This window comes from Moorena sp. (assembly GCF_982860115.1).
In genome coordinates, this window is the sequence record NZ_CEYLVT010000051.1 from 1 (window position 1) to 23,982 (window position 23,982).

The 23,982-nt window shown below is 44.5% G+C and carries 27 protein-coding genes; 16 read left to right on the top strand and 11 right to left on the bottom strand.

Features of this window, described 5'->3' with window-relative positions; all coding sequences use genetic code 11:
- Positions 1 to 138 precede the first annotated feature (138 nt).
- Both AC4II3_RS11300 and AC4II3_RS11305 read right to left on the bottom strand, forming a co-directional pair.
- Positions 139 to 1,701 carry a hybrid sensor histidine kinase/response regulator gene (locus AC4II3_RS11300; protein ID WP_488014061.1) on the bottom strand — a complete coding sequence of 521 codons (1,563 nt, stop codon included), beginning with the start codon at positions 1,699 to 1,701 and terminating at the stop codon, positions 139 to 141.
- Positions 1,683 to 3,296 (bottom strand): sensor histidine kinase, encoded by a 1,614-nt coding sequence (locus AC4II3_RS11305; protein WP_488014063.1) that lies wholly within the window; start codon positions 3,294 to 3,296, stop codon positions 1,683 to 1,685. Before AC4II3_RS11305 ends, AC4II3_RS11300 begins: the two co-directional genes overlap by 19 nt.
- Before the next feature lie 89 nt (positions 3,297 to 3,385).
- On the opposite strand from AC4II3_RS11305, the gene dxs reads away from it, so the two are divergent.
- Both dxs and mtnA read left to right on the top strand, forming a co-directional pair.
- Positions 3,386 to 5,293, top strand: coding sequence for a 1-deoxy-D-xylulose-5-phosphate synthase (dxs, locus tag AC4II3_RS11310; RefSeq protein ID WP_488014065.1), 1,908 nt, complete (start codon positions 3,386 to 3,388; stop codon positions 5,291 to 5,293).
- A gap of 130 nt (positions 5,294 to 5,423) precedes the next feature.
- Positions 5,424 to 6,485 carry an S-methyl-5-thioribose-1-phosphate isomerase gene (mtnA, locus tag AC4II3_RS11315; RefSeq protein ID WP_488014067.1) on the top strand — a complete coding sequence of 354 codons (1,062 nt, stop codon included), beginning with the start codon at positions 5,424 to 5,426 and terminating at the stop codon, positions 6,483 to 6,485.
- On the opposite strand, the gene AC4II3_RS11320 is transcribed toward mtnA, so the two are convergent.
- Positions 6,469 to 6,633 carry a hypothetical protein gene (locus AC4II3_RS11320; protein ID WP_488014069.1) on the bottom strand — a complete coding sequence of 55 codons (165 nt, stop codon included), beginning with the start codon at positions 6,631 to 6,633 and terminating at the stop codon, positions 6,469 to 6,471. The two genes, mtnA and AC4II3_RS11320, sit on opposite strands and share 17 nt — an antisense overlap.
- A gap of 77 nt (positions 6,634 to 6,710) precedes the next feature.
- Between AC4II3_RS11320 and AC4II3_RS11325 the strand changes: the two genes are divergently transcribed.
- Positions 6,711 to 7,328: a L,D-transpeptidase gene (locus AC4II3_RS11325; protein WP_488014071.1), complete on the top strand. Its 618-nt coding sequence runs from the start codon at positions 6,711 to 6,713 to the stop codon at positions 7,326 to 7,328.
- Positions 7,329 to 7,382: 54 nt separating this feature from the next.
- Here the strand turns inward: AC4II3_RS11325 and AC4II3_RS11330 are convergent, their stop codons facing one another.
- Complete coding sequence (locus AC4II3_RS11330; RefSeq protein WP_488014073.1) at positions 7,383 to 8,123, bottom strand: phycocyanobilin:ferredoxin oxidoreductase; 741 nt, start codon at positions 8,121 to 8,123, stop codon at positions 7,383 to 7,385.
- Positions 8,124 to 8,784: 661 nt separating this feature from the next.
- On the opposite strand from AC4II3_RS11330, the gene AC4II3_RS11335 reads away from it, so the two are divergent.
- Positions 8,785 to 8,967, top strand: a complete 183-nt coding sequence (locus tag AC4II3_RS11335) for a Sec-independent protein translocase subunit TatA/TatB (RefSeq protein WP_488014075.1) — start codon at positions 8,785 to 8,787, stop codon at positions 8,965 to 8,967.
- Between the two features lie 206 nt (positions 8,968 to 9,173).
- On the opposite strand, the gene AC4II3_RS11340 is transcribed toward AC4II3_RS11335, so the two are convergent.
- A complete protein-coding gene (locus AC4II3_RS11340) occupies positions 9,174 to 9,878 on the bottom strand; it encodes a Crp/Fnr family transcriptional regulator (RefSeq protein ID WP_488014077.1) in 705 nt (234 codons plus the stop codon).
- A gap of 167 nt (positions 9,879 to 10,045) precedes the next feature.
- Here AC4II3_RS11340 and AC4II3_RS11345 point away from each other — a divergent pair, with 167 nt between their 5' ends.
- On the top strand, positions 10,046 to 10,825 hold the full coding sequence (locus AC4II3_RS11345; protein WP_488014079.1) for a globin domain-containing protein: 780 nt from the start codon (positions 10,046 to 10,048) through the stop codon (positions 10,823 to 10,825).
- On the opposite strand, the gene AC4II3_RS11350 is transcribed toward AC4II3_RS11345, so the two are convergent.
- The gene (locus AC4II3_RS11350; protein ID WP_488014081.1) at positions 10,813 to 10,938 is read right to left on the bottom strand and encodes a hypothetical protein; all 126 of its coding nucleotides are present in this window, start codon (positions 10,936 to 10,938) and stop codon (positions 10,813 to 10,815) included. The two genes, AC4II3_RS11345 and AC4II3_RS11350, sit on opposite strands and share 13 nt — an antisense overlap.
- Before the next feature lie 114 nt (positions 10,939 to 11,052).
- On the opposite strand from AC4II3_RS11350, the gene AC4II3_RS11355 reads away from it, so the two are divergent.
- The 4 genes from AC4II3_RS11355 to AC4II3_RS11370 all read left to right on the top strand — a co-directional run bounded on the left by AC4II3_RS11355 (position 11,053) and on the right by AC4II3_RS11370 (position 13,380).
- Positions 11,053 to 11,319, top strand: a complete 267-nt coding sequence (locus AC4II3_RS11355; protein ID WP_488017368.1) for a hypothetical protein — start codon at positions 11,053 to 11,055, stop codon at positions 11,317 to 11,319.
- A 158-nt stretch (positions 11,320 to 11,477) separates the two neighbouring features.
- Complete coding sequence (locus tag AC4II3_RS11360; protein WP_488017370.1) at positions 11,478 to 12,173, top strand: Uma2 family endonuclease; 696 nt, start codon at positions 11,478 to 11,480, stop codon at positions 12,171 to 12,173.
- Positions 12,174 to 12,281: 108 nt separating this feature from the next.
- Positions 12,282 to 12,500 carry a GPW/gp25 family protein gene (locus AC4II3_RS11365; protein ID WP_488017372.1) on the top strand — a complete coding sequence of 73 codons (219 nt, stop codon included), beginning with the start codon at positions 12,282 to 12,284 and terminating at the stop codon, positions 12,498 to 12,500.
- 256 nt (positions 12,501 to 12,756) lie between these two features.
- Positions 12,757 to 13,380, top strand: coding sequence for a hypothetical protein (locus AC4II3_RS11370; RefSeq protein WP_488029128.1), 624 nt, complete (start codon positions 12,757 to 12,759; stop codon positions 13,378 to 13,380).
- Positions 13,381 to 13,597: 217 nt separating this feature from the next.
- On the opposite strand, the gene AC4II3_RS11375 is transcribed toward AC4II3_RS11370, so the two are convergent.
- Together AC4II3_RS11375 and AC4II3_RS11380 are read right to left on the bottom strand one after the other, a co-directional pair.
- On the bottom strand, positions 13,598 to 14,938 hold the full coding sequence (locus tag AC4II3_RS11375; RefSeq protein ID WP_488014101.1) for a TldD/PmbA family protein: 1,341 nt from the start codon (positions 14,936 to 14,938) through the stop codon (positions 13,598 to 13,600).
- A gap of 186 nt (positions 14,939 to 15,124) precedes the next feature.
- Positions 15,125 to 16,594, bottom strand: a complete 1,470-nt coding sequence (locus AC4II3_RS11380) for a TldD/PmbA family protein (protein WP_488014103.1) — start codon at positions 16,592 to 16,594, stop codon at positions 15,125 to 15,127.
- Positions 16,595 to 16,759: 165 nt separating this feature from the next.
- Between AC4II3_RS11380 and gloA2 the strand changes: the two genes are divergently transcribed.
- From gloA2 to AC4II3_RS11410, 6 genes are all read left to right on the top strand, one after another.
- Positions 16,760 to 17,146, top strand: a complete 387-nt coding sequence (gene gloA2, locus AC4II3_RS11385) for an SMU1112c/YaeR family gloxylase I-like metalloprotein (protein ID WP_488014104.1) — start codon at positions 16,760 to 16,762, stop codon at positions 17,144 to 17,146.
- On the top strand, positions 17,136 to 17,276 hold the full coding sequence (locus AC4II3_RS11390; RefSeq protein ID WP_490722815.1) for a hypothetical protein: 141 nt from the start codon (positions 17,136 to 17,138) through the stop codon (positions 17,274 to 17,276). The genes gloA2 and AC4II3_RS11390 overlap by 11 nt, the downstream gene beginning before the upstream one ends.
- A gap of 50 nt (positions 17,277 to 17,326) precedes the next feature.
- On the top strand, positions 17,327 to 17,749 hold the full coding sequence (locus AC4II3_RS11395) for a profilin (protein WP_488014108.1): 423 nt from the start codon (positions 17,327 to 17,329) through the stop codon (positions 17,747 to 17,749).
- Between the two features lie 127 nt (positions 17,750 to 17,876).
- Positions 17,877 to 18,323: a DUF29 domain-containing protein gene (locus tag AC4II3_RS11400; RefSeq protein WP_488014110.1), complete on the top strand. Its 447-nt coding sequence runs from the start codon at positions 17,877 to 17,879 to the stop codon at positions 18,321 to 18,323.
- A 22-nt stretch (positions 18,324 to 18,345) separates the two neighbouring features.
- The gene (locus tag AC4II3_RS11405) at positions 18,346 to 18,579 is read left to right on the top strand and encodes a hypothetical protein (RefSeq protein WP_488014112.1); all 234 of its coding nucleotides are present in this window, start codon (positions 18,346 to 18,348) and stop codon (positions 18,577 to 18,579) included.
- Positions 18,580 to 18,677: 98 nt separating this feature from the next.
- Positions 18,678 to 18,824, top strand: coding sequence for a hypothetical protein (locus AC4II3_RS11410; protein WP_488014114.1), 147 nt, complete (start codon positions 18,678 to 18,680; stop codon positions 18,822 to 18,824).
- Here AC4II3_RS11410 and cphA read toward each other — a convergent pair.
- Entirely contained in the window at positions 18,821 to 21,499 is a 2,679-nt protein-coding gene (gene cphA, locus AC4II3_RS11415; RefSeq protein ID WP_488014116.1) for a cyanophycin synthetase, read from the bottom strand. The two genes, AC4II3_RS11410 and cphA, sit on opposite strands and share 4 nt — an antisense overlap.
- Positions 21,500 to 21,945: 446 nt before the next feature.
- Entirely contained in the window at positions 21,946 to 22,797 is an 852-nt protein-coding gene (locus AC4II3_RS11420; RefSeq protein WP_488014119.1) for a cyanophycinase, read from the bottom strand.
- Positions 22,798 to 23,011: 214 nt separating this feature from the next.
- Here AC4II3_RS11420 and trmD point away from each other — a divergent pair, with 214 nt between their 5' ends.
- Positions 23,012 to 23,689 carry a tRNA (guanosine(37)-N1)-methyltransferase TrmD gene (trmD, locus tag AC4II3_RS11425; protein ID WP_488014118.1) on the top strand — a complete coding sequence of 226 codons (678 nt, stop codon included), beginning with the start codon at positions 23,012 to 23,014 and terminating at the stop codon, positions 23,687 to 23,689.
- Between the two features lie 27 nt (positions 23,690 to 23,716).
- Here trmD and AC4II3_RS11430 read toward each other — a convergent pair whose 3' ends face one another.
- Positions 23,717 to 23,950 carry a hypothetical protein gene (locus tag AC4II3_RS11430; RefSeq protein WP_488011086.1) on the bottom strand — a complete coding sequence of 78 codons (234 nt, stop codon included), beginning with the start codon at positions 23,948 to 23,950 and terminating at the stop codon, positions 23,717 to 23,719.
- Between the last annotated feature and the right edge of the window lie 32 nt (positions 23,951 to 23,982).

The following is a 23,982-nucleotide window of genomic DNA, read 5'->3' on the forward strand; positions in this document are numbered from 1 at the left end:
TGCCTCTTGCCTTCCCCTCCTGGGAGGGGTTAGGGGTGGGTCTAGCATGCCTCTTATCTGCTCCCTAAAACCTAAAACCTAAAACCTAAAACCTAAAACCTAAAAATTTGTACCTCATGGGTATAAGACTTGCTATAGCTAATTGCTACTACTCCCGAGCCATTGCCAATCAGCACTTGTGACGTCTGAAGTCAGAAGTCTTACTTCCCCATTACTTACTATGGGAATTTTAATCGTAAATGTTGTCCCAAGGCCCAATTCGCTAGTCAGTTCAATCTCTCCCTGATGCTTTTCCACACAGCGTTTCACAATCGATAGTCCCAGACCAGTCCCTTGAATCGTTCCCACATTTTTTGCTCTATAAAAAGACTCAAAAATTTTATTTTGGTCTGCTTCAGCAATCCCAATTCCTTTATCCTGGATGCGGAACACAACCAACTGCTGTTTAAGATCATAGGTTAGGTGAAGCGTCACGATTTCATGAGAAGGAGAATACTTCAGAGCATTGGTAAGCAGATTAGTTATAATGTAATGTATAAGTCTATCATCCATACAAACCTCTGTATGGATCCCGTCAGAGGTAAAAACAATCCGGTTGCGGCTGGCTTCATCTAGGCATAGTTCTGCAATTAAATCCTGGCAGAATTGCTCCAAGTTCATCGGAGTTGGAATAAAATCTAGCCGACCTACTTCAGCTTGACCGATTAGCAACACCTCTTCCATCAACTCAGTCATACGCTCTACTGAAATAGTAATTCGTTTTAGATAACGGTGCTTTTGCTCCTGAGTGGCTAAATTACCATACCGCTTGAGTAACTCAGCAGCAGTTAGGATCACACTGAGGGGATTACGGAATTCGTGGCAAACGGTGGAAACGAACTGGGAGCGGAAATCTTGTATTTCTTGCTCTTTTGCCAACACCTCCTCTAACATTTCTGTCTGAGGATCCTCGCTGATATCCCAAAACGCGAGCACTACTCCATTGACGTTTCCGAGTTGGTCTTTTAGGGGTGAGGCACTATTACCAACAGGAATTCGACCACCGTCCTTTGCGATCAAAGCGTTATGCTCGCCCAGATAGACCACTTGTCCCGTCTTGATCACTTTCTCTAGGGGATACTTAACTAGATTCCCGGTCAGATCATTAACAATTGGGAACACTGAGGTCACATCTCGCCCCCATACCTCGGATTGGTTCCAGCCAGTCAAAGCTTCAGCGGAAGCATTCATAAAAGTAATCGTACCTTTTGGGGTGGTAGCAATAACCGCATCATCGATAGAGTTTAAAATGGATGACAACTGAGCTTGGCTGTTCTGCAATGACTGCTCCATCTGGTATTGCTGGAGAGCCATCTCAATAGCAACCCGCAAATCTCTCTCGTTAAACGGTTTGGTCACATAGCCAAAGGGTTGGGTAACCTTAGCCCGTTGCAAGGTGTCTTCATCCGCATAGGCAGTCAAATAGACGATAGGAATACGTAAATGTTCACGGATTTGCCTAGCAGCAGTAATACCATCCATCTTGCCTTTTAGGAAAATGTCCATCAGCACTAAGTCAGGCTTAGTTTGAGCGGCTTTGGTAATGGCTTGAGAACCAGATGAAGCGGTAGCTGATACCATATACCCCAATTGCTTAAGCTGGCTAGCAATTGTCTTAGCAACAATAACTTCGTCTTCTACAACTAATACCCTGGTAACCACGATTGTTGTCCTATTGCTTCTAGAATTGTTGCTGTTGAGAATACTATTCGGAAAGCTGTGCCCTCGCTTTTGTCGAGAAACATACTCCCGTCTAGTTGCTCCGTTGCCAGGTCATAAACTAACGATAATCCTAAAGACTGGGTATTACGCCAATCTAACTCTTCTGGTAAACCAACCCCATTATCTCGGACAATCAATTCAACCTCACCGTCCCCGTTACGGCGCAATTGAATGTGAATCTCACCAGAGCGTCCATTGGGAAACCCGTACTTCAGGGAATTGGATACCAGTTCATTGATGATTAGACCGCAAGGAATTGCCTGATCAATACTGAGGGGAATCGGTTCAATAGTGGTGTGTAACTGAATCCTATCGCTAGTGACTTGATAAGCTACCAGTAAGTTCACCGCTAGGTTCTGGATATAATCGACTACATCCAGGTTGCCTATCACTGAGGCACCATAAAGTTTCTTGTGAATTAGAGCCATGGCTTCAAGGCGATGGCGAGCTTCCGACAGGTGTCTTCGGGTTTGGGGTTCATCTACTGTCAGAGATTGCAAGTGTAGCAAGCCAGAAACAATTTGTAAGTTGTTTTTGACCCGATGGTGAATTTCTTTGAGCAGCACCTCTTTCTCAACTAGGGTAGCTTTGAGGTTTTCCTCGACCTGTTTGAGCTGTGTGATGTCGATGGCTATGTTATAAATCCGACTTGGAGTGTTATTAGCATCTTTCAGGAGGTGAGCGCGATGGCGAATCCAAATCACAGCTCCATCCGGTCGCAAAATTCTGTAGTCAATATCTTTGGCACCAGTTGACAGCAGGGTTTGGTCAGCCAGTTCATAGGTTTCGATATCCTCTGGGTGAACCACTGATTGCCACAGGCGTAAGTTTCCGAAGAACTCAGTCATACTGCGACCATAGACTTGCTCGGTAGCACTGTTAAGATAAAGCAATTTGTCAATGGAAGGATCAAAAGACCATACCACTGCTTCTAGGGAAGCCAGAATACTCTCAAGACGTTCTTGGCTCAACTGCCAAGCATGTTCATTTTCCCCCAATTCCTCCTCAAACTGCTGATTTACAGCAACTTCCTGCTGCCATCGCTGATTAGCTGCCACTAATTCCCCTTCTTTTTGAGTCAACTTTTGCTGCAAGTCTTCGACCTTAGTCACGATAGCAGAGAGTATTGCTGCCATGGTGTGGGGGGTCACCACACCTACTACTTGACCTTGCTCATCCATTAGGGGTAGGTGACGAATCTGGTATTGACGTAATCGGGACTCGACCAAAACAATGTCTGGTGTCGGTATGATGGGCAAGGTAATTAACTCTTGAGTCATCACATCACCAATGGCAACCCCTGAGTGTACCATTCCAGCTGCTGCTACTTTGACCACATCCCGTTCTGTAAAAATGCCTACCAATTGCTGCTGCTCTAGCACCAGCACATAGCTGCTTCCTGCTTGATTCATCGTAGCGATCGCTTCCGTTACTGGAATATCGGGAGCAATGGTTAGGGGCTGCTGGTCGCAAGGAAAATTTACAATGGAAAATTGACCAGAAATGCCATTTTTCAGGTAATCTTTAGCTTCCATATAACCCTCGAAGCGCCAAATTATTGGATACTTTTAGGGAGTCGAATGATAAACATTAACACAATCCAGTAGCAATTCAAAGAGACGGTATGCATCTCAGTGAAATTACTCATCCAAATCAGTTGCACGGTCTATCGATTCGTCAACTAGAGGAAATTGCCCGTCAAATTCGCGAGAAACATCTCCAAACCATAGCTACTAGTGGTGGTCACTTAGGCCCAGGCTTGGGAGTGGTAGAATTAACCCTAGCTCTGTATCAAACACTTGACCTTGACTATGATAAGGTAGTCTGGGACGTTGGACACCAAGCTTATCCCCACAAAATGCTCACGGGGCGCTATAACCGATTCCATACCCTACGGCAGAAAGATGGTATTGCTGGTTATCTAAAGCGTTGCGAGAATAAGTTTGATCACTTTGGAGCCGGTCATGCCTCCACCAGTATTTCTTCTGCTTTGGGTATGGCGATCGCCCGAGACCGCAAAGGGGAAAACTTCAAAGTGGCAGCAGTTATTGGTGATGGTGCTCTGACCGGTGGCATGGCATTGGAAGCCATCAATCATGCAGGACATTTACCCCATACTAAACTACTGGTGGTTCTCAATGACAATGAGATGTCCATCTCCCCCAATGTCGGGGCTATTCCCCGTTACCTCAACAAAGTGCGGCTTTCTGAGCCGATGCAGTTTCTTACTGACAATTTAGAGGAACAGTTCAAAAATCTCCCCTTTGTCGGTGAGTCTTTATCCCCAGACTTGCAACGGATCAAGGAAGGGATGAAGCGTTTAGCCGTACCTAAGGTCGGAGCAGTATTTGAAGAACTTGGCTTTACTTACATCGGACCGGTAGATGGTCACAATCTAGAGGAGTTAATTTCCACCTTTACCAACGCCCACAAGCTAGATGGACCAGTGCTGGTGCATGTGGCAACTACGAAGGGCAAAGGGTATGCGATCGCAGAAGCGGACAAAGTGGGTTACCATGCCCAAAGTCCCTTCAACCTAGCTACGGGTAAAGCGCTTCCAGCTAAAAAACCCAAACCCCCCGGCTATTCCAAAGTGTTTGCCCACACCCTGGTCACACTAGCTCAGAATAATCCCAAAATCATTGGCATCACGGCAGCTATGGCTACCGGGACAGGGTTGAATAAATTGCAAGAAAAACTCCCTAACCAATACATTGATGTTGGGATTGCGGAACAACACGCCGTCACCCTAGCGGCTGGCCTAGCCTGTGAAGGAATGCGACCAGTTGCAGCGATTTACTCCACCTTCTTACAACGGGCTTACGACCAAATCATTCACGACGTTTGTATCCAAAACCTACCGGTCTTTTTCTGCCTCGACCGTGCGGGAATTGTGGGTGCTGATGGCCCTACTCACCAAGGGATGTATGATATCGCCTATTTGCGATGCATTCCCAATATGGTAATTATGGCTCCCAAAGACGAAGCTGAACTGCAACGTATGGTAGTTACAGGAGTAAACCACACCGATGGTCCGATTGCCATGCGCTATCCTCGGGGTAGTGGTTATGGCGTTCCCCTGATGGAAGATGGTTGGGAAGCTTTACCCATTGGTAAAGGAGAACTCTTGCGTAATGGTGACGACCTGTTAATGCTAGGGTATGGCAGTATGGTTTACACCGCCATGCAAGCCGCTGAAATTCTTAGCGAGCATGGTATTGAAGCAACGGTGATTAATGCTCGTTTTGTCAAGCCCCTAGATACAGAATTAATCTTCCCCTTGGCTCAGAAAATTGGTCGTGTAGTTACCCTAGAAGAAGGGTGCTTAATCGGTGGCTTTGGTTCAGCGGTGGCAGAAGCACTGATGGATAATGATATATTAGTTCCCCTCAAGCGCTTTGGTGTACCGGATCAATTAGTAGATCATGCCAAGCCCGATGAATCAAAAGCTGATTTGGGGCTGACTGGCTCTCAAATTGCTGAACAGATCAGGGAAGCGTTCTTTAGTAGACAACCCTCTGCTGTTAGTTAATTTATCAATGTTAACAGTTGACGGTTGACGGTTGACGGTTAACGGTTAACGGTTAACAGTTAACCGTCAACCGTTAACAAAATAGCAATTAACAATTAACAATTAACAATTAAGAATATACCGATTTTAGATGAACTCATCCATATACCAAGTGTATCCCGTTGTTTGGGAAAACGACCGAGTTATCCTCATTGACCAAAACCGCTTACCCGGCAAATATTCCATTGTAGAAATCAGCCGCTGTGAAGATATGGTTGAGGCGATTAAAACTATGATTGTTCGGGGAGCGCCAGCGATTGGAATCGCAGCGGCTTATGGCATTTACCTTGGCGCAAGAGAGATTAAAACTAAAGAACGCAAGGCTTTCCTCGAACAGCTTGAAGTTGTAGCGCAGCAGTTGCGGCAAACTCGTCCTACAGCCGTGAATTTGTTTTGGGCAATCATGCGGATGCTTAAAAATGCCTATGAAACGATTGGGACAGTAGAAGAGATTAAAGGTTCCTTACTTGAAACAGCTAAACAAATTCAGCTGGAGGATTTGCAAACCTGTCAAGCCATAGGCGATCGCGGATTAGAGGTATTACCGACAACCCCCGACAAACTGTGTCTTCTGACCCATTGTAATGCAGGAGCGTTGGCAACAGCTGGCTATGGTACTGCCTTGGGAGTGGTGCGTTCGGCGTGGCGGGAGGGGCGATTAGCCAGATTATATGCTGACGAAACCCGCCCCCGCTTGCAAGGTGCTAGGTTAACCACCTGGGAATGTGTCGAAGAAGGTATTCCGGTTACTTTAATTACTGATAGCATGGCCGCCCATTGTATGAAACAAGGGCTAATTGATGCGGTTGTACTGGGAGCTGATCGAATTGCTGCCAATGGGGATACGGCTAACAAAATTGGTACCTATAGTTTAGCCCTGATTGCTCAAGCTCATCAAATACCGTTCTTTGTCGCTGCTCCAATCTCAACCATTGATTTTCAGCTATCTACTGGCCAAGAGATTCCCATTGAAGAACGTCACCCCTCAGAAATTTATCAGATTGGGGAAACAGTGATTTGTCCTCCTAAAGTGGAATTTTATAACCCAGCTTTTGATGTTACTCCGGCGGAGTTAATCACTGCCATTATTACTGAAAAAGGCGCAGTAGCTCCCAGTAAGCTGTCACAACTTAACATTAAGCAGTCAGTTTGACATCTATTTTGGTTTTAGGGAATAGGGAATAGGGAGTAGGGAGTAGGGAGTGGGGAGTGGGGAGTGGGGAGTCGGATAAAGTCCGATAGCTATGTGTGTTTAGATCATGGGTGTTTAGATCAAAGCCGTGGAGCTGTAGAACTGTCAACAGTCAACGGTCAAAAGTGAACAAAACATGATCAATTAAAATATGCACATAAAATATCAAATAGCTAAGAGGAAATCGTGAACGGAAAACTTTCCACCCAACGCTTAATTGTGTGCGGCTTAGGTGTAGCTATCCCGTTATTCTACGCAGAGGTAGCCACCGCCGCCGCTGATCTAACCAATACTAGTTTCTCTAACTGGAAAGAAATTCCCTATGAAAGCTTTCTGCCAAGGGTTGAAACACCAGAATTGTCTCCTCTCGAAGAAGTCAATCACTATCTGCGCCAAGAGGAAGATTTCTTTAATAATACCCCTCGTTTAGTGATTAAATTAAGTGAGCGTCGTGTTTATGTTTATCGAGGAGATAAACTCGAAGGCACTTATCCAGTTGCCATTGGTCAGCCTGGTTGGGAAACTCCTACAGGTAATTTCCAAGTGACACAGATGGTTCAAAATCCAGTTTGGCAGCATCCTATCACTGGTGAAATCGTTGCTCCAGGACCAGAAAACCCTCTTGGTCCAAGGTGGATGGCATTTTGGAGTGATGGAACACACTACATCGGGTTTCATGGTACCAATGATGAGGAACTGGTGGGACAAGCAGTGTCTCACGGTTGCATCCGGATGCGTAATGATGATGTCAAAGCTTTGTATAACAGAGTGGGTTTGGGAACATCTGTAACAGTACAAGAATAATTATTGTTGACAACTCCCCCGGCGTGAGCAATCCTCGCGCCGGGGATATAACTATCAAGTTCCCGGCAAGTCAAATAGTACCGAGGTCATATAGTTCTCCGCCCATTCAACACCAAACGCTTTTTCAAGCACCCGCCGGGTTTTGTCATTTTGCCGCTGCTTGCTGCAATAATAGTGTTGACTAGCAATAATTTCTGCTTGCTTTTCTCTAGAGACCGGTAGGGCATTAGCAGCATGGGCACAGTGAATCTGTAATAAATCATCCACCCATGTCAGGAACTGTGCTTCTTCTTCTGGACCATTGGGACGCACAAAAATGCAAAATTCTGAAAAAATGTCCGCCCAAGGTGGTAAGTCACGGGGCTGTTTAAACTCAGGTTTTGGTAGGGTCTCTAAAGAACAGTGATAGGCTTCTGGTAAGGTACGTTTAGGATTAAGTGGAGATAGGTCTGCGATCGCAGCACTGATTTGTCCTCTGGCTGCCACCACATCACAGCCGAACATGGGCAAAGCATAGTCTGGACGAGGAAACATTACACAGTGTAAAATGTCCAACATCTCACCTACTTTTGCCAATTCCAGGTGCATCTTCCGAAACTGAGGTGTCTGATAGCAATGGTTTTCGATAGTCAGTTTCTCTCCCTCAAGCCGTCCTTGTACGTAACCTAACTCGGCTGGTAAATGATAAGGAGAAAGGTCTAAGTAGCGCCGCCAGTTCGATTCAATACAGTCCGCCAGCTTAGCGCACAGAGGGTTTTGTTGGGTTCTTAGGGATGGCGTGGAAGTGGTTGACATTCCTTAACACTTAAAGGCTATGGGTAACATTGAGGCAACAGGCTTGCAGACCAAAGGGTTGGATGGGTTCTCCCCCCATTATCCCCCTTAACAAGAGGGGTAGGCAAAAGATAAAAGGCATACAAGACAAGAAGTATCAACCATTGCATTGATTGTAACCCTTGCAAATGGTATATTTTTATACTTTTTCTTTCCTCCTTCATCCAACGACCTCTATCTTCTCACCTTATTGGTGACCATCAATTGGAGCAAGACATCCTAAGTATGGACTTTGGATAAGCTTAGGATATCAGCTTGCCATGGGCAATCCTTTAGCGCTACACAAAACTTTGTTACTGCTGGGATTGGATAAAGGATTTTGTTTGCGATTGGCCTACGGCCACGCTACGCGAACGCATCGAATTCCTTCCTAGTACCCTGGACTAGGGGTGCATTGCAGCAATCTTCGGATCAATGTCAGTGGGGTCGGCATCTTCCCCGCCATAAAATTACTACATTGAGTCTGCGACCTAGATTGAGCTAGGTTGATTGTGCACCTGCTAAAACCATAAAGTAGATTTGTTAGAGAATTTTTTTGCTTGGCCGTGAAGTAGGATGGGCTAAGTGCTATAAAGCAGTTCAAGGTTAATTCAAGGTTAACAGGAGTTTGGAGGAAATTGCTATGTTTGGTTTAGGATGGCCGGAAGTTATGATTATTGGCGTTGTGGCAGTTGTGATTTTTGGACCGAAGAAAATTCCTGAAATTGGCAGCGCCCTAGGGAAAACCCTCAGAGGCTTTAAAGACGAGATGAATAATCCGACATCAGAAACTGAGGAGTCACAAACTGAGCAGAAAGAGTCATAATTAACAAAACTTTCAGGGGGTAATTCATCCCACACTGACTTTACGGTTCAGACCTGGTTATCGCAGGTGGTGGAAGCTATAACAATGCCTGCAATAAGCGCGTTTCTCATAGTAACGAGGTACAAACGAGGTACACAGGATTTTTTCCCGACTCCCGATTCCCGACTCCCGATTCCCGACTCCCGATTCCCGACTCCCTAGTCTTTTCATCCTTCGTTGTCCGCGAACGCATCTAACTGCTGCCAGTCATTGATAATAATTTTGCCTCCCCGCTTGTAGGTAACTACTGTTTGTATCGAATTGATCTTTTTGAACAAACGCACGCATTCTTCATAGGTAATGCCAATACTGCGAGCAATTTGATAGTACGGAAGGTTGACATTTAAGGACTCTCCCTGAGCAACAGACTCAGTTCCATAGCGAGTTGCATAGTATTGCAGCAGACGCACCAGTCGTACAATTGCCCTTTCAGAAATTAGCCCATGTACGGTGTTATGAATTTGTTGCAGGCGTTGGTTAAAGACTTCCAGGATTCGCAACGCCACTTCTGGGGTATGGCGAATGGTCTCTAACAGCGCCTCTCGTTCTATGGTTAGCACTAGGGAGTCCACCTGACAAATAACTGTTGCGGGAGCAATACCATTACCAAAAATTGCCGGAGCCGCAAAAATATCCCCCTCAGGGATGATGCGCAAAAGGCTTTCTTTACCACTCGTCCCGGTTTTTTGAATTTGCAGAGTTCCCTTGATTAAGGCATAGAGTTGGCAGGGGAGGCGATCGCCCTCGTAGATCACAATCTCATTCTGCAAATAAGTCCGTACTTTGGTATAAGGCAATAGATTCGCTAGCGCTGAGGTTTCTAGGTCTTTCAGCACCCAGACTTGAGCTAATTGTTCAATCGATGAGACCATTCCTACCAGTCCTTTGAGCGTGTTTGATAGTTATGATCAACAATTTACTTCCTTTATGAGCTAGCTCAAGGACAGCGCTAACTATTTCTGTCACAGTAAAAGTAACAACGAGTTCAGGGATATTTCCAAATCTTAGAACTTTCTAAATTTGTGATGAGGAAAGGATAATGGTTAATGCGATCGCTACAGCCAACACATCGTTTAGCACTTCCCTACAAAAATTAGCTGACTATCCAACAGGGATGATTAGCAAAGTGTTGCTCAAGGATAACAATTGCCAATACACCCTATTTTGTCTGGCAAAAGGTACAGCAATTGAGGAGCATACTTCACCTCGTAATGCCGCCATCACGGTGATTGAAGGGAAAGGAATTCTGACCTTAGACCAGAAAGAGATTACCTTAGAAGCAGGAGTTTTTATCTTTATACCTGCTAAAGCACCTCATAAGTTACAAGCCCAAGAGAATCTAAAATTTTTGCTAACCCTCTCGGAAAAGCCTAAACCGGTGAATCAGGTTAGCCAAGAAACCATAGATATTATCAAGTCAACAGCTCCCCTCCTCAAAAAGCATGGTAAGCAAATTACTACTCGGATGTATGAAATCATGTTTCATAACCATCCAGAGGTAAAAGCACAGTTTGATATGTCAGCTCAAGCCAATGGTTCTCAACCAGCTAAGTTAGCGACAGCAGTCTATAGTTATGCTACCAAAATTGATAATCCGGAAGCTTTAAAATCAATGGTTGAGGTGATTGCCCATCGTCATGTAAAAACCAATGTTAAACCAGAACAATATCCCATTGTGGGAGAGAGTTTACTACAAGCGATGAAGGATGTGTTGCATGAAGCGGCGACAGAGGAAGTGATAGCAGCGTGGACAGAAGCTTATCAGATATTAGCTGATATTTTTATTAACAGAGAACATCAAATCTATCAATCATTATAGTAATCTAGGAGTAGGGAACGCGCACCGTAGGGACTAGCTGACAAGAGTAGATTTTTTTTCCCTACTTCTACTTGATTTGGTTCAACTAGTTCTATGTTTAAAGTGAAAGCCATTTTGTTGGAGCATAATCGATGTCCTACAGCGAATTTAAATCCATTGCTGAAGTGTGTAATCGGTTTGACTTAAACATTGATGAGTCGTAAAATTTGTTTCCGGATATTTCTACCGTGGAAGTTAGCAAACTTTTAGAACAAATCTTAAAACGAAATATTCCTATTGCTAATGCCATCAATACAGAAAAAGCCCGGTATGAACTCTTAATCGCTCCTACATTATTAGAAATTATGCAAATATTAAATAATGAAGTTGATTTTTTTTCCGGTTCAGAATTCACTATTGATTCCGAGTTAGGATTAAACGGTTATTGTGATTTTATTTTGACCGCTTCACGAGAAATTTATGAGAGTCAACGACCTGTTGTTACCTTAGTTTGAAGAGGAAGAGATGGCAGATTATAATGCCCCAAATTAGGTGTGCCACGCCAGTAGGGTGTGTTAGCGATAGCGTAACGCACCAAAGTTCGTACAATGGTGCGTTACACTAAAAGCTAACGCACCCTACAAATCCTACAAATCCTACTGCTAAAAAAACCATGTCTCAAACCATATTAAAACCCAAAAATTCAATTCCACCCCTTGAAAGTGGAGATCAACTTACTCAGGTTGAATTTGAACAGCGTTATGCACAAATGCCTGATGTCAAAAAAGCCGAATTAATCGAAGGAGTTGTTTATATGGCATCGCCCTTAAGAATTAAGCAACATGGGGAACCCCATGCTTCTATTGTAACATGGCTTGGTGTCTATAAAGCTTCTACTCCTAATGTTCAACTAGGCGATAATTGTACAGTTAGACTTGATCCAGACAATGAACCTCAACCGGATGCTTTACTAAGACTAACGGTAGATGGACAATCAAGGATTAGTGAAGACGGCTATGTAGAAGGTGCGCCAGAATTAATCGTAGAAATTGCAGCAAGTAGCGCTTCTATTGATTTAAATGATAAATTAAAAGCTTACCGACGTAATCAAGTTCAAGAATATTTAGTTTGGCGGGTTTATGACGGAGAACTTGATTGGTTTCGGTTAAGGGAAGGAAAATATATAAAACTAGAACCGAATGATAAAGGCATTATCTGTAGTGACTACTTTCCTGGTTTATGGTTAGCCCAAGACGCTTTACTTACTGGAAACTTAGCCCAAGTATTAGCAATTTTACAGCAGGGATTAAACTCACCGGAACATGAAAACCTAGTCAACAAATTGACCGATAAGGGGAAGGTTGACTAGAACAAGAGGCAATAGGCAAGAGGCAAATGGAAGAAAACAGCTCTTTTTTAGGGAGAGGATGGAGTTTCCCCCCCCCCGACATTTAACCGGGATACTGGAACGGTGGAGATGGTGTCTGATCAGGAGGATATTGTCCAAAGTCTGGAAATTATCCTGTCAACCCGTCCAGGGGAACGGATTATGCAGCCTGACTTTGGTTGCGAATTGAGTCAGTTTCTGTTTGAGGAAATTACTCAAGGGTTAATTACGGGAATTCGAGGCACGATTTCTGATGCTCTTTTGAACCATGAGCATCCTAGGGAACAGGGAACAGGGAGTAGGGAGTAGCGATGCAGCGCGGTCTTGGGGAGCCAGTGCCGCCAAAGGGGGTTCCCACGGGGCTTACAAGGTGCGGAAGCAAGTTCCGCACACAGAACCCAAACCATGAGCAACTGGCGTGGGTTCCCCCACTCGCTATTGCATCAAGACGGGAGTAGGGAATATGGCATCAAAAATTATCACAATTCATTTAGGATTCCTATATTGATTTTTGTTCAACTAGTTCTATGTTTAAAGTTAAAGCAATTTTGTTGGAGCATAAGCAATGTCCTACAGCGAATTTAAATCCATTGCTGAAGTGTGTAATCGGTTTGACTTAAACATTGATGAATCGCAAAATTTGTTTACGGATATTGCTCCCGTCGAAGTTAGCGAACTTTTACAACAAATCTTACAACGAAATATTCCTCTCGCCAATGCCATCAATACAGAAAAAGCCCGGTCTGAACTCTTAATCGCTCCAACATTATTAGAAATCCGGGAAATCTTTCATAATGAAGTTGGTTTTTTTTCTGGGTCAGAATTCAATATTGATTCCGAGTTAGGATTAAACGGTTATTGTGACTTTATTTTGACCGCTTCACGAGAAATTTATGAGATTCACCGACCTGTTGTTACCTTAGTTGAAGCCAAGAATGAAAATATTAAAGGAGGTTTGGCGCAGTGTATTGCCGAAATGGTAGCAGCCCAACGCTTTAACGAGAGAGAAAATGTCAATTTGCCGATTTTTGGAGCTGTGACAACTGGTCTAATCTGGCAGTTTCTTCGCTTAGAGGGGGTGCTGCTCTGGATAGATCTGCAAGAATACTATATTAGAGACACTGCCAAACTTTTGGGCATTTTGTCTCATCCCTTTCAGGAGTATTTCCGCATAAGAATGAAGAATTAAGAATCTAGAATTAAGAATCTAGAATTAAGAATGAAGAATTAAGAATGAAGAATTAAGAATCTAGAATGTAGAATTCTACATTCTTAATTCTGACAAAAAAAACTACCCTACTCCAACGCCAAAGGCGAACAACCTGTCAACCTTAGCCAATAGGCCACGCATGCGCGTTCAACCTTAAACCTTAAACCTTAAACCTTAAACCTTAAACCTTAAACCTTCAATCCCCAGTAATGGACAAACCATCAACCCAGATTTTTGGACAGACTCCACCAGAGGTCAACTCAGCCTCTTTTTCCACATAAATAATGGATTTCAGCAGTTCCCGAAAATCTCCGGCTACCGTTGCGGAATCAATACTAGTTAATTCTCCCTTATTCACTATCCAACCATCAAAGGGTAGAGAAAAGGAACCTTCGAGTGCTTTAACTCCCGCATGAAGCGCATTCACTTCATCAATCCAAATCACATTTTCGGCTTGCTCCAAGCTGTACTCTTGTTCAGCAGATTGACCAGGAAAAACATGATAGAAATTAGGGCTAACTGTAACTTTTGCCCCCATATTGGCATGACCTGTTGGTTGAGCATTCAGGCGTTTCGCGGTGCCAGCACTGTGCAGAAAACTGCTTAACACCCCTTCTGTAATTATCGGTACTCGACGAGTAGGTGTTCCTTCTCCATCAAAATAGACCGGTCCCACATTCTTTGGATGTAGCTCATCATCACAGACAGAAAGCAGAGGAGAAGCAATTGGAGTACCTAGAGACTCTGGAGTGGAGAGGCTTTGCTTGTCTAGAATATTCTGAGCATTAAATAAATTAGAAAAAGCATTCAGTAGACTCAGGAAAGCTTCGGGAGAGAATACTACTCGATATTTCCCGGACTTAACTTTCTCATAGTTCAAGTGACTGATGGTTTTCTCAGCAGCTTCTTGCAGACAAGTCTGAATATCCAGAGTTTCTAAACCTTGACTAATCTTATAGGCACCAGCACTACGGGGCTTTTTCCCTTCTTCCTCAGTTTTGGTATAAAGATAAATGGAAGCCGAGGAGCTAGCTTGCTGGCGCAATGCCCCATCACTATTGAGATAAAAGCGCTCAACATCCCGTTGAGATAGTCCATTGTAAGGAACTCCGGCAATAGCTGAGTGAGCCTCCAGTAACTTTTTCTCTGAATCCAGTAGGGTTTCTACTAATTTAGATACTGGCTGTTGAGGCACTTGATTATTGGGAATCTCTGGAATCGATACTGTTGACTCAGGGCTAAAGTCTGGGGCGTTTTCCTTCACCCCAAAACTACTCGCCTCATAAGCGGTTTTTAAGGCTAGTTCCAATCCAGTTGGGTTGGTATCGGTAGTTGAAGTAATGCCTACTTTCTGGTCTTGATTCCAAACCCGTACAGTTACACCAGAGCGATTAGATGCCTCAACCTGTTTTGGCTCACCCTGGTCTACTTGAACACCAGCTTCATCCACTGCAGAGCCATAAATATCGAATTTTTCAATTCCCAGGCGTTTTGCGATCGCAATCGCCGAATCAGCTATCTCATTAATCTTGGTCATCTTATCTTTAGATTGTGAATGTTGGATTAACAAAAAAAAAAGAGGCATGATATCAAATCCGGTTAATCGCTTCGGATTCACCTTAATTGTTAGTTAATTGTTAATTGACTAACAATCAAGAATGATAAGTCTTCAACCGGAGATGATAGTCTAACACTAGTCCCAAAGCCTGGCTGCTGGGGTAACTTACCGTCCACCAACCGTAATCGAATCTACCTTGATATGAGGCTGACCGACGGTTACATAAACACTGCCGCTAATGGAACCACAGAAACCAGCGGCTAATCCTAAGTCTTTGGAACACATGGAAATTTTATTCATAATTTCCTTAGCTTCTCCAATCAGAATTGCCCCTTTCAGCGGTTTAGTGATTTTGCCATTTTCAATCAAATAGGCTTCATCGACACCAAAGTTAAATTCCCCAGTAGCACCAACACTACCACCGCCCATGCGCTTGCAGTAAATACCTTTATCGATAGAGGCAAATAAATCCTCTAGCTCGTAATCACCAGGGGCGATGTAGGTATTGCGCATCCGTGAAGCAGCAGCATAGGCATAACTCTGACGGCGTCCACTACCTGTTCTGGGGTGTCCAGTCAGCTGAGACCCTGCCCGGTCGGCGATAAAATTCTTCAGTATGCCATTTTCTATCAACAGAGTTCTTTGGGCTGGCATGCCCTCATCATCCATATCAATAGTTCCAAAGGCATTGTCAGATAACCCCTCATCCCAGGCGGTAAGGCTTTCGTTAGCAATCTTCTCACCTTTTTTGTCAGCAAACGGAGTAGTTTTCCGCTCAATCTGGGTAGTTTCCAACAGGTGTCCACAGGCTTCATGGAAAATTACCCCACCAAAGGAATTGGCCATGATAATGGGGTAAGTCCCAGACTCTACGTAATCCGCATAGAGCATCTTACCTGCAGATTCAGCAACTTTCTCAGCAGTAGCATCATAATCCCAGGCTCTTAGAAACTCTGGGTTACCGGTATTACCAGCACGCTCGCCAATAGAAGAGCGATGGTCGCCATCAGCACATAGTAGGTTATATCCCACAGACTGAGTTAAACGAATATCTCTGGCAAAGGTACCATCACTAGCTGCCACCAGAACTTCCTGCCAATCCCGGAAATAAATAGCCCGTCGGGATTGGGCATGGCTAGCCTTGCGCTGGAGTGCCCCATTGGCATCCAGGAGTACTTCTCCCATTTCTGCCATGGAACTGCAACCGGATAGCCAAGTGTCTTTGCCTTTAGCAGTAGCGTAATCCCGCAACAGTTCTAAGTTAGTTTCTGGGATAAAGGCATTAGGGGTAGGTAATTCTAGCCCTTGAATAGACAGGGCTTTCTCCAAAGCCGCTTTTAGCCCCGAAAAGGATAAGTCATTAGTGCTAACATAGCAATCTGACTTACCCCGAAATACTCGGATACCAGCACCAGAGGAAAGGCGGGGAGAAATGCTAGTGATGGCATCATCTTCGGCAAGACAGCTGATGTAGTTGACCCGTTCTAGGAAAAACTCAATAAAATCAGCACCAGCTGCTCGTCCTAATCCCAGGAGAGTGGAAAGGGGAGCTCTCCAGCTTTCATCAAAGCTTGAGGATGTGGATTGGTATTCCAGAGTAGGTAGTTCTTTAGATAGAAGTAGGGTTGGGGGCATAGATAATTTCCTTATCCTTTGGATATATATCCTTTTGATGATGGGTTTTATATTTGCCAGTCTAGCAAAATCTTAAAAACTTGGTTGAATCTGGTTCCATACTATGGGGGATGATCTTTGTTGATTGAAAAGTATTCATATATTACTTAATTGAAAATTATTTTTATGAAGACTAAAGGATTTCACCATGTAGCGATTATTTGCTCAGATTATGAAAAATCGAAACAGTTTTATGTGGAAATTTTAGGGTTTTCGATTATTGAAGAAACCTTCCGAACTGCTAGAAATTCTTATAAATTGGATTTACAAGTGGGTGATGGGGATAGGATTGAGTTATTTTCGTTTCCTAATCCTCCTGAACGAGTTAGTCGTCCCGAAGCTTGCGGATTGAGACATTTAGCCTTTCAAGTAGATGATATTGAAGCGTCGGTGAATTATCTCAAATCCCAGGGTTTGGATGTAGAAAGGATTAGACTTGATGAGCATACTGGCAAGCGATTTACGTTTTTTCAAGACCCGGATGGATTACCGTTAGAAATGTATGAAATTTAAATATAATCGGGAATCGGGAATCGGGAATCGGGAATCGGGAATCGGTAGCAGGGAGCAGGGAGCAGGGAGCAGGGAACAGTATATTAATAATAGTAAACTACCCCTAAGCACTGCCATAATGGTAAGTTAAAATATTGGATAATCTCCTAATAAGTAAAATTTAAAAGGAAACTAAAAAAAATGTCTTGGGATAGCTACATCGATAATCTAATTGGACAATCTAAAGACGCTAATGGAACTGTTCATGTTGATCGAGCTAGTATCATAGGTCTTGATGGTGGTGCTAAGTGGACTACAGATGCTCATGCTAATGCCTTAAAGCTAAATCCTAATGAAAGCACAAACATAGCTAATGCTTTTAAGTCAAAGGATTTCTCAGGATTCATGGCAGGAGGTATATATATTGAGGGGGAAAAGTATCAATTTTTGCGGGAAGAGGATGGAAAAGTTGTTTATGGAAAAAAGAAAGACATAGGAGCTGTTACTCTCCAGGCCAGCAAAACCGCTGTCGTTATTGCTCATTGTCCAGAAGGTGGCCAACAAGGAAATGCCAATAAGGCAGTTGCAGTTATTGCAGAGTATTTAGAAAGTATCGGCATGTAACGGTGAATAATGATCGGGTGCATATCATATTTGTAAAAAATATGATATGCACCCCCTGCTCCCTGTTCTCTGTTCCCTAAAACCCAAAAACTCCTTACTAGCTTGAAAACCGCTATAGAGTACAGCAATGACTCAAACAAGTGATCTATATTCTCTGTATGATGTTGATAATGATAAATGGTTAGTAGAAACCCTGAAACTACTAAAAGAAAAACGACTAGAAAATCTCGACATAGAGCATTTAATTGAGGAATTAGAAGGATTGAGCCGTCGAGATAAATTAACAGTTGAAAGTTTTTTGGAACAAATTATCAGACATTTATTACTCCTGAACTATTGGCAAGATCAATATGACTATAACGCGAACCATTGGCAAGCGGAAATTATGAGCTTTAGAACCCAACTTGACGACTATTTAACTCAAAACCTCCGCAATCATTTACAAGAAAATCAAGCCAAAGTTTATAAAAAAGCTTTAAAATATGTCAGAAAAAAAACCGGTATGATGATTCAATTTCCTGAAGACTGTCCCTATGCTCTCGAACAATTATTAGATCAAGATTGGTTGCCTTGAAAAGCTGATATGTAAGCAGTGAGTGGTAGTCAGCGGTCAGCGGTCAGTGGTCAGCCGTTGGCCAATGGCCACTCAAGTAGCATGCGTGGCACAGGCTTTGGCCTTGGCCTTGGCCTTGGCCTTGGCCAATGGCCACGCTACGCGAATGGCCACGCTACGCGAATGGCCACGCTACGCGAATGGCCACGCTACGCGAATGGCCACGCTGTGCGAACGACCCTGGGAGCTAGCGAATAAACTGATAGCTGATCGCTGATAGGTTACTGAACTACTACCATAATTATGAAGGAGAAAGCATAGGTACCTGCTCCAGCGGACGCATTACCTGACCAGAATCATCAGTCTAATCGTGAAATGCGATCGCGTTTCATGACGCGATCGCAATCAACGTTGATGGTTTCCCGTCAACCTTCAACCTTGGCCAAAGGCCACGCTACGCGAACAACCTTCAACTTTAAACCTTCAACCTTCACCATTCAACCAATGCCAACCGCCACTTAATTGACCACCGATGGCTTCAACTCATCTTCGGTGTCAGCACCGGTTGCCTTAAGGCCATTATCCGGCAAAGGATTACGAGCCTCAATTAGTTTGATCGCACGACTGACACTCTCTGGCAGAATCACCACTAAACCACCATCAGCGACTTTATCCAAACCCCTGTCAATTGCCTCTGTTTCGTTGAGGATAATCTCATAGTTGGAATCGGGATTTTCCTGTCGTATGCCCTTACGAATTAACTCAGCTGCATCACCACTGGGACGCCCTCGTAAGTCATCATCTTCTTTGATAATAATCCTGTCAAAGATTTTTGCTGAGAGTCGTCCTAGTTCAATAAAGTCTTCATCCCGGCGATCCCCAGGACCACCCACAACCCCTAAGCGCTCTCCAGGCCAGTTGCGCACAAAACTACCCAATGCCTCGTAACTAGCTGCATTGTGGGCATAATCCACTAGAGCATGGTAACTGCCAAGATTGAACAAATTCATTCGCCCTGGTGTCTGGTCTACAGAAGCCCTAAATGTGGTCAATGCCTCTCTAATGGCCTCAATCGAGACTCCTTGAGCAAAGGCAGCGAGACTCGCAGCTAGAGCATTAGCAATCATAAAAGGTGCCCGTCCCCCAATTGTCACTGGCACATTTACTGCCTGGTCAATCCGCAGGGTCCAATCCCCTTTGATGATAGACAAATAACCATTTTCATAAACCGCCGCCAGACCACCACCACTAGTGTGATTTTTGATCAACTCATTTTCTGAGTTCATAGCGAAATAAGCCACTTGACCCTTTACCTTTTCCGCCATTGCTCTGACTAGGGGGTCATCAGCATTGAGGATAGCATAGCCCTTCGGACTCACCACTTCCGCCACAATACTCTTCACCTTGGCCATCTGTTCAATGGTGTCGATGTCTCCAATTCCCAAGTGGTCAGCGGAGACATTTAAAACCACCCCAATATCACATTTGTCAAAGGCCAAGCCAGAACGCAGGATCCCACCCCGGGCAGTTTCGAGGACTGCCACCTCAACTGTAGGGTCTTTGAGAATTACCTGAGCACTTTGGGGTCCAGTGGTATCACCTTTTTCCACCATATATTCATGAATGTAGATGCCATCTGTGGTGGTATAGCCCACAACCTTTCCAGTTTGGCGATAGATATGGGCAATTAAGCGGGTTGTCGTGGTTTTCCCATTGGTACCTGTAATCGCGATGATGGGAATACGGTTAGGTTGGCCATTTGGGAAGAGCATATCTAGGACTGGTGCTGCCACATTCCGGGGCTGACCTTGACTAGGACAAACATGCATCCTAAAGCCAGGGGCAGCATTCACTTCTACCACCACCCCATCAGCTTCCCGTAAAGGCTTAGTGATATCGGAAGTGACAATATCAATTCCAGCAATATCCAGACCAATAATTTTGGCAACTCGCTCTGCCAGCCAGATAGTTTCTGGATGGATGTTATCGGTGTGGTCTACAGCAATACCCCCAGTGCTGAGATTGGCAGTTTCCCGCAAGTAACATACTTCTCCCTTTCTGGGTATACTGTCCAATCTATAGCCTTGCTTCTTCAAGACACTCTCACTGGTAGGGTCTACCACAATTTTCGTCAAGACATTGTCGTGTCCGTCACCCCGATGGGGATCAAGGTTAGTTTGGTCAATCAGTTCCTCAATCGTAGACCTACCATTACCCACCACATGGGCAGGGATACGCTCTGCTACTGCTACTACCTTGCCATTGACCACAAGAATCCGGTGGTCAAAACCTTTATAATAGCGCTCCACAATTACAGAGCGGGAGACTTCTTTGGCGGTCTCATGGGCAGTCTGTGCCTCTTCCCAGCTATTAATATCAAGGGTAATGCCTCGTCCATGATTCCCATTCAGGGGTTTAATCACAATCGGGTAGCCACCTACATCCTCAATTGCCCCTTCCAAATCATCTAGGAATCGAATCGTTGTACCCCGGGGCACCGGTACACCAGCATCCCTCAGGATTTGTTTGGTACCTTCTTTATCACAAGCCAACTCAACGCCTAAAATCCCTGAATAATCACTCAATGTGGCTTGAATCCGCTTTTGGTGGACACCGTACCCCAGTTGAATCATCGCTCTCGCGCTCAGCTGCATCCAGGGAATATCTCTGGCTTCGGCTTCCTTAACCAGGGATTGAGTGCTTGGTCCTAAAGCTGAATTATTAGCCAGTTCTTGTAAATCTTTCCGGTCTTGTTCTAATTCACTTTGGGGATAGGTTTGCTTATCAATGATGCTACGACACAGGCGCACAGCTGCCCTAGCGGCATAACGACCCACCTGCTCATCAATGTACTCAAATATGACCTGGTAGACTCCTGGTGTCGCTGTTTCCCTAGTGCGACCAAATCCAACCCTCATGCCAGCCAGATCTTGTAGTTCTAGGGCAACGTGTTCAATGATGTGCCCCATCATGGTGCCTCTGGCAACCCGAGCAAGGAATCCCCCCCGGACACCAGGGGAACAGAAATGCTCTTCCAGACTGGGTAGGACAGTCTTTAGTCCTTGATAGAAGCCAGGAATCTCGTTGGAGGGAGTATTTGCCAATTCCTCTAAATCGAGACGCATGACAATCAGTTTGTGATGTCCAATACTCCAATAATTAGGACCACGTAAAGTCTGGATTCTCAGAATTCTCATATCAACTGAAACTTCGGTGGTGATGCTCGCTGAATGTGCAAGGAAGCCTAAAGACGCAATTCATCAAATAAAATCCGCCTTTATCGCTTACTTTGGCACTACTTTGGCACATTATGAGCCGATTGACACGCTTGAAAAGTCTAGCTCCAATCCTGGAATCAGGGGATCGGGTAGGCTGCTGATTAAATTTGGGATAATCTATTAATTATTAACCTTGGACAGAGAAAAAACTGTTCACAGAGAACAGTTTTTTCAAAATTATCCATAATTATCCATTGCAGCCAGCAGATTCAAGAGATGAGTTCCCCCAACTACAGTCATGAGGAAACCCCCTGATTAAGCCGCTGCATCCCTTGGCACAGGGATGGGTATTGCCATACTCAAAAGCGTGGGCTGCTTAGTGCGGTTGTTGTCCAGGATGGCGATTGTTATCCAGGAGGGAAGGTTTAGCTTTCTGCTGGGAATAAGGAACGCTTGTGAAAGTGGTAGCGATCGCCATGACACAGAACATGCACTCGCAGATTGTGCATACTGATCGGGTCGTTATGACCGATCTTAGGCTGGTTCGTGTAAGACATTTCCTGAGGATCAATAATTGTGACAGTGCCTTTACCCATCACTTGTAACCAACCATTTTTTTCAAACAAAGCACAGGTATCTTCATCGATTCCGATCCCCAATCGATCCGGATGTTCAGAAATAGCAGTGATCAGGCGTGCCATACGATTCCGATGGTAGAAATGTTGATCGACAATCACCTCTGGAATGATTCCTAAGCCCATGGTTATATCCACCAAAGAACGATTAGGAAACTCACCACTACCACCACCAGCAATCATGTGATGACCCATAACTGCAGCCCCAGCACTTGTCCCAGCTAGGGTAATCTCGCTCTGATGAACCCGCTGCCGAACTTTTTCCATTACGGGGGTATCGGCTAGTAGCCCGCACAAGCGTAGTTGGTCACCTCCAGTCATGAATACCCCGGTACAGATTTCCAAGTACTCTAGTAAGTCTTTGTTTTCTGCTTCAGAGCGATCGCGTATATCTAGCAACCGAATTTCCTCGGCTCCCATGTCTTCAAAGATGCGTTGATAGCGACTGCCAATCACGGTTGGTTCTCTGGAGGCTGAAGGGATAATGGCAAGCCGAGCATTAGTTCCTCCAGCACGCCGAAAAAAAGTTTGCAGGATCTCTCGTCCATGAACTTTATCTTCAGCGCCGCCGATTACCAAGATTCCTGGTTGAGTGGACTTAGGCATCCTAATTCTTTGCAATTGAGATTCTAACTGCTGCATTATATTAGTAATGGGCATGAGGTGAGTTCAATACTTTTGAGTAGTGCTTTTTAGTTAAAATGCCACATCCTAGCAATTTTTCCGTTGACTCCGTGATTTTTTAATGATATTCACGCATTATAGCCTTACCATTTATGCATAATCACTGATTATGTATGTTACCCTCTTCTGACAGGATTCTTAGTTCCAGACCCCAAACCCCCCTTAACTCCTTGTGCGATTTGACATTATCACTCTGTTTCCGGATTTCTTCACCTCTCCCCTGAGTTCAGGGCTACTTGGTAAGGCACTCCTCAAACAAATAGCCGAAGTGCATCTGATCAACCCCCGAGACTTTGCTACTGACAAACATCGACGAGTTGATGATGAACCCTACGGTGGTGGCGTAGGGATGTTGATGAAACCAGAGCCGATTTTTGCGGCTGTAGAGTCTTTACCCATTTTACCACAGCGTGATGTCATCTTAATGACCCCCCAGGGACAACCCATGAAACAGCAATTGTTCAAAGAATTGGCCACAGGTTATGAGCAGCTGGTGATAATTTGTGGACACTACGAAGGTGTGGATGAGCGGGTATTACACTTAGTCACCCGAGAGGTATCATTGGGGGATTTTGTCTTAACCTGTGGAGAAATCCCAGCCCTAGCCATGATTAATGGTGTCACCCGGTTGCTACCAGGAACAGTAGGCAAAGCGGAATCCCTTAAATTAGAAAGCTTTGAAGCCGGGTTACTGGACTATCCTCAGTACACCAGACCTGCTGAGTTTCGGGGATGGAAGGTTCCAGAGGTTCTGTTATCAGGACATCATGGGGAAATTGACCGCTGGCGTAAACAACAGCAAATTGAAAGAACTAAAGAACGCCGTCCTGATTTGTTTGACACTCTCTAAATGCAAAGGGAATTTAGAATTTAGAATTTAGAATTTAGAATTTAGAATTGGGAATCGGGAATCGGGAATCGGGAATCGGGAATCGGGAATCGGGAATCGGGAATCGGGAGTAGGGAATCGGGAGTAGGGAATCGGGAATCGGGAATCGTAAGCACTCAGCTTATGGGTTAGGTCCGATGCGTCGTTCGCACAGCGTGGCACCTCAAGTAGCGTGGCCAAAGGCCAAGGCCAAAGCCTGTGCCACGATACTTGAGGTGCCAACGGCTGATAGCTGATAGCTGATAGCTGATAGC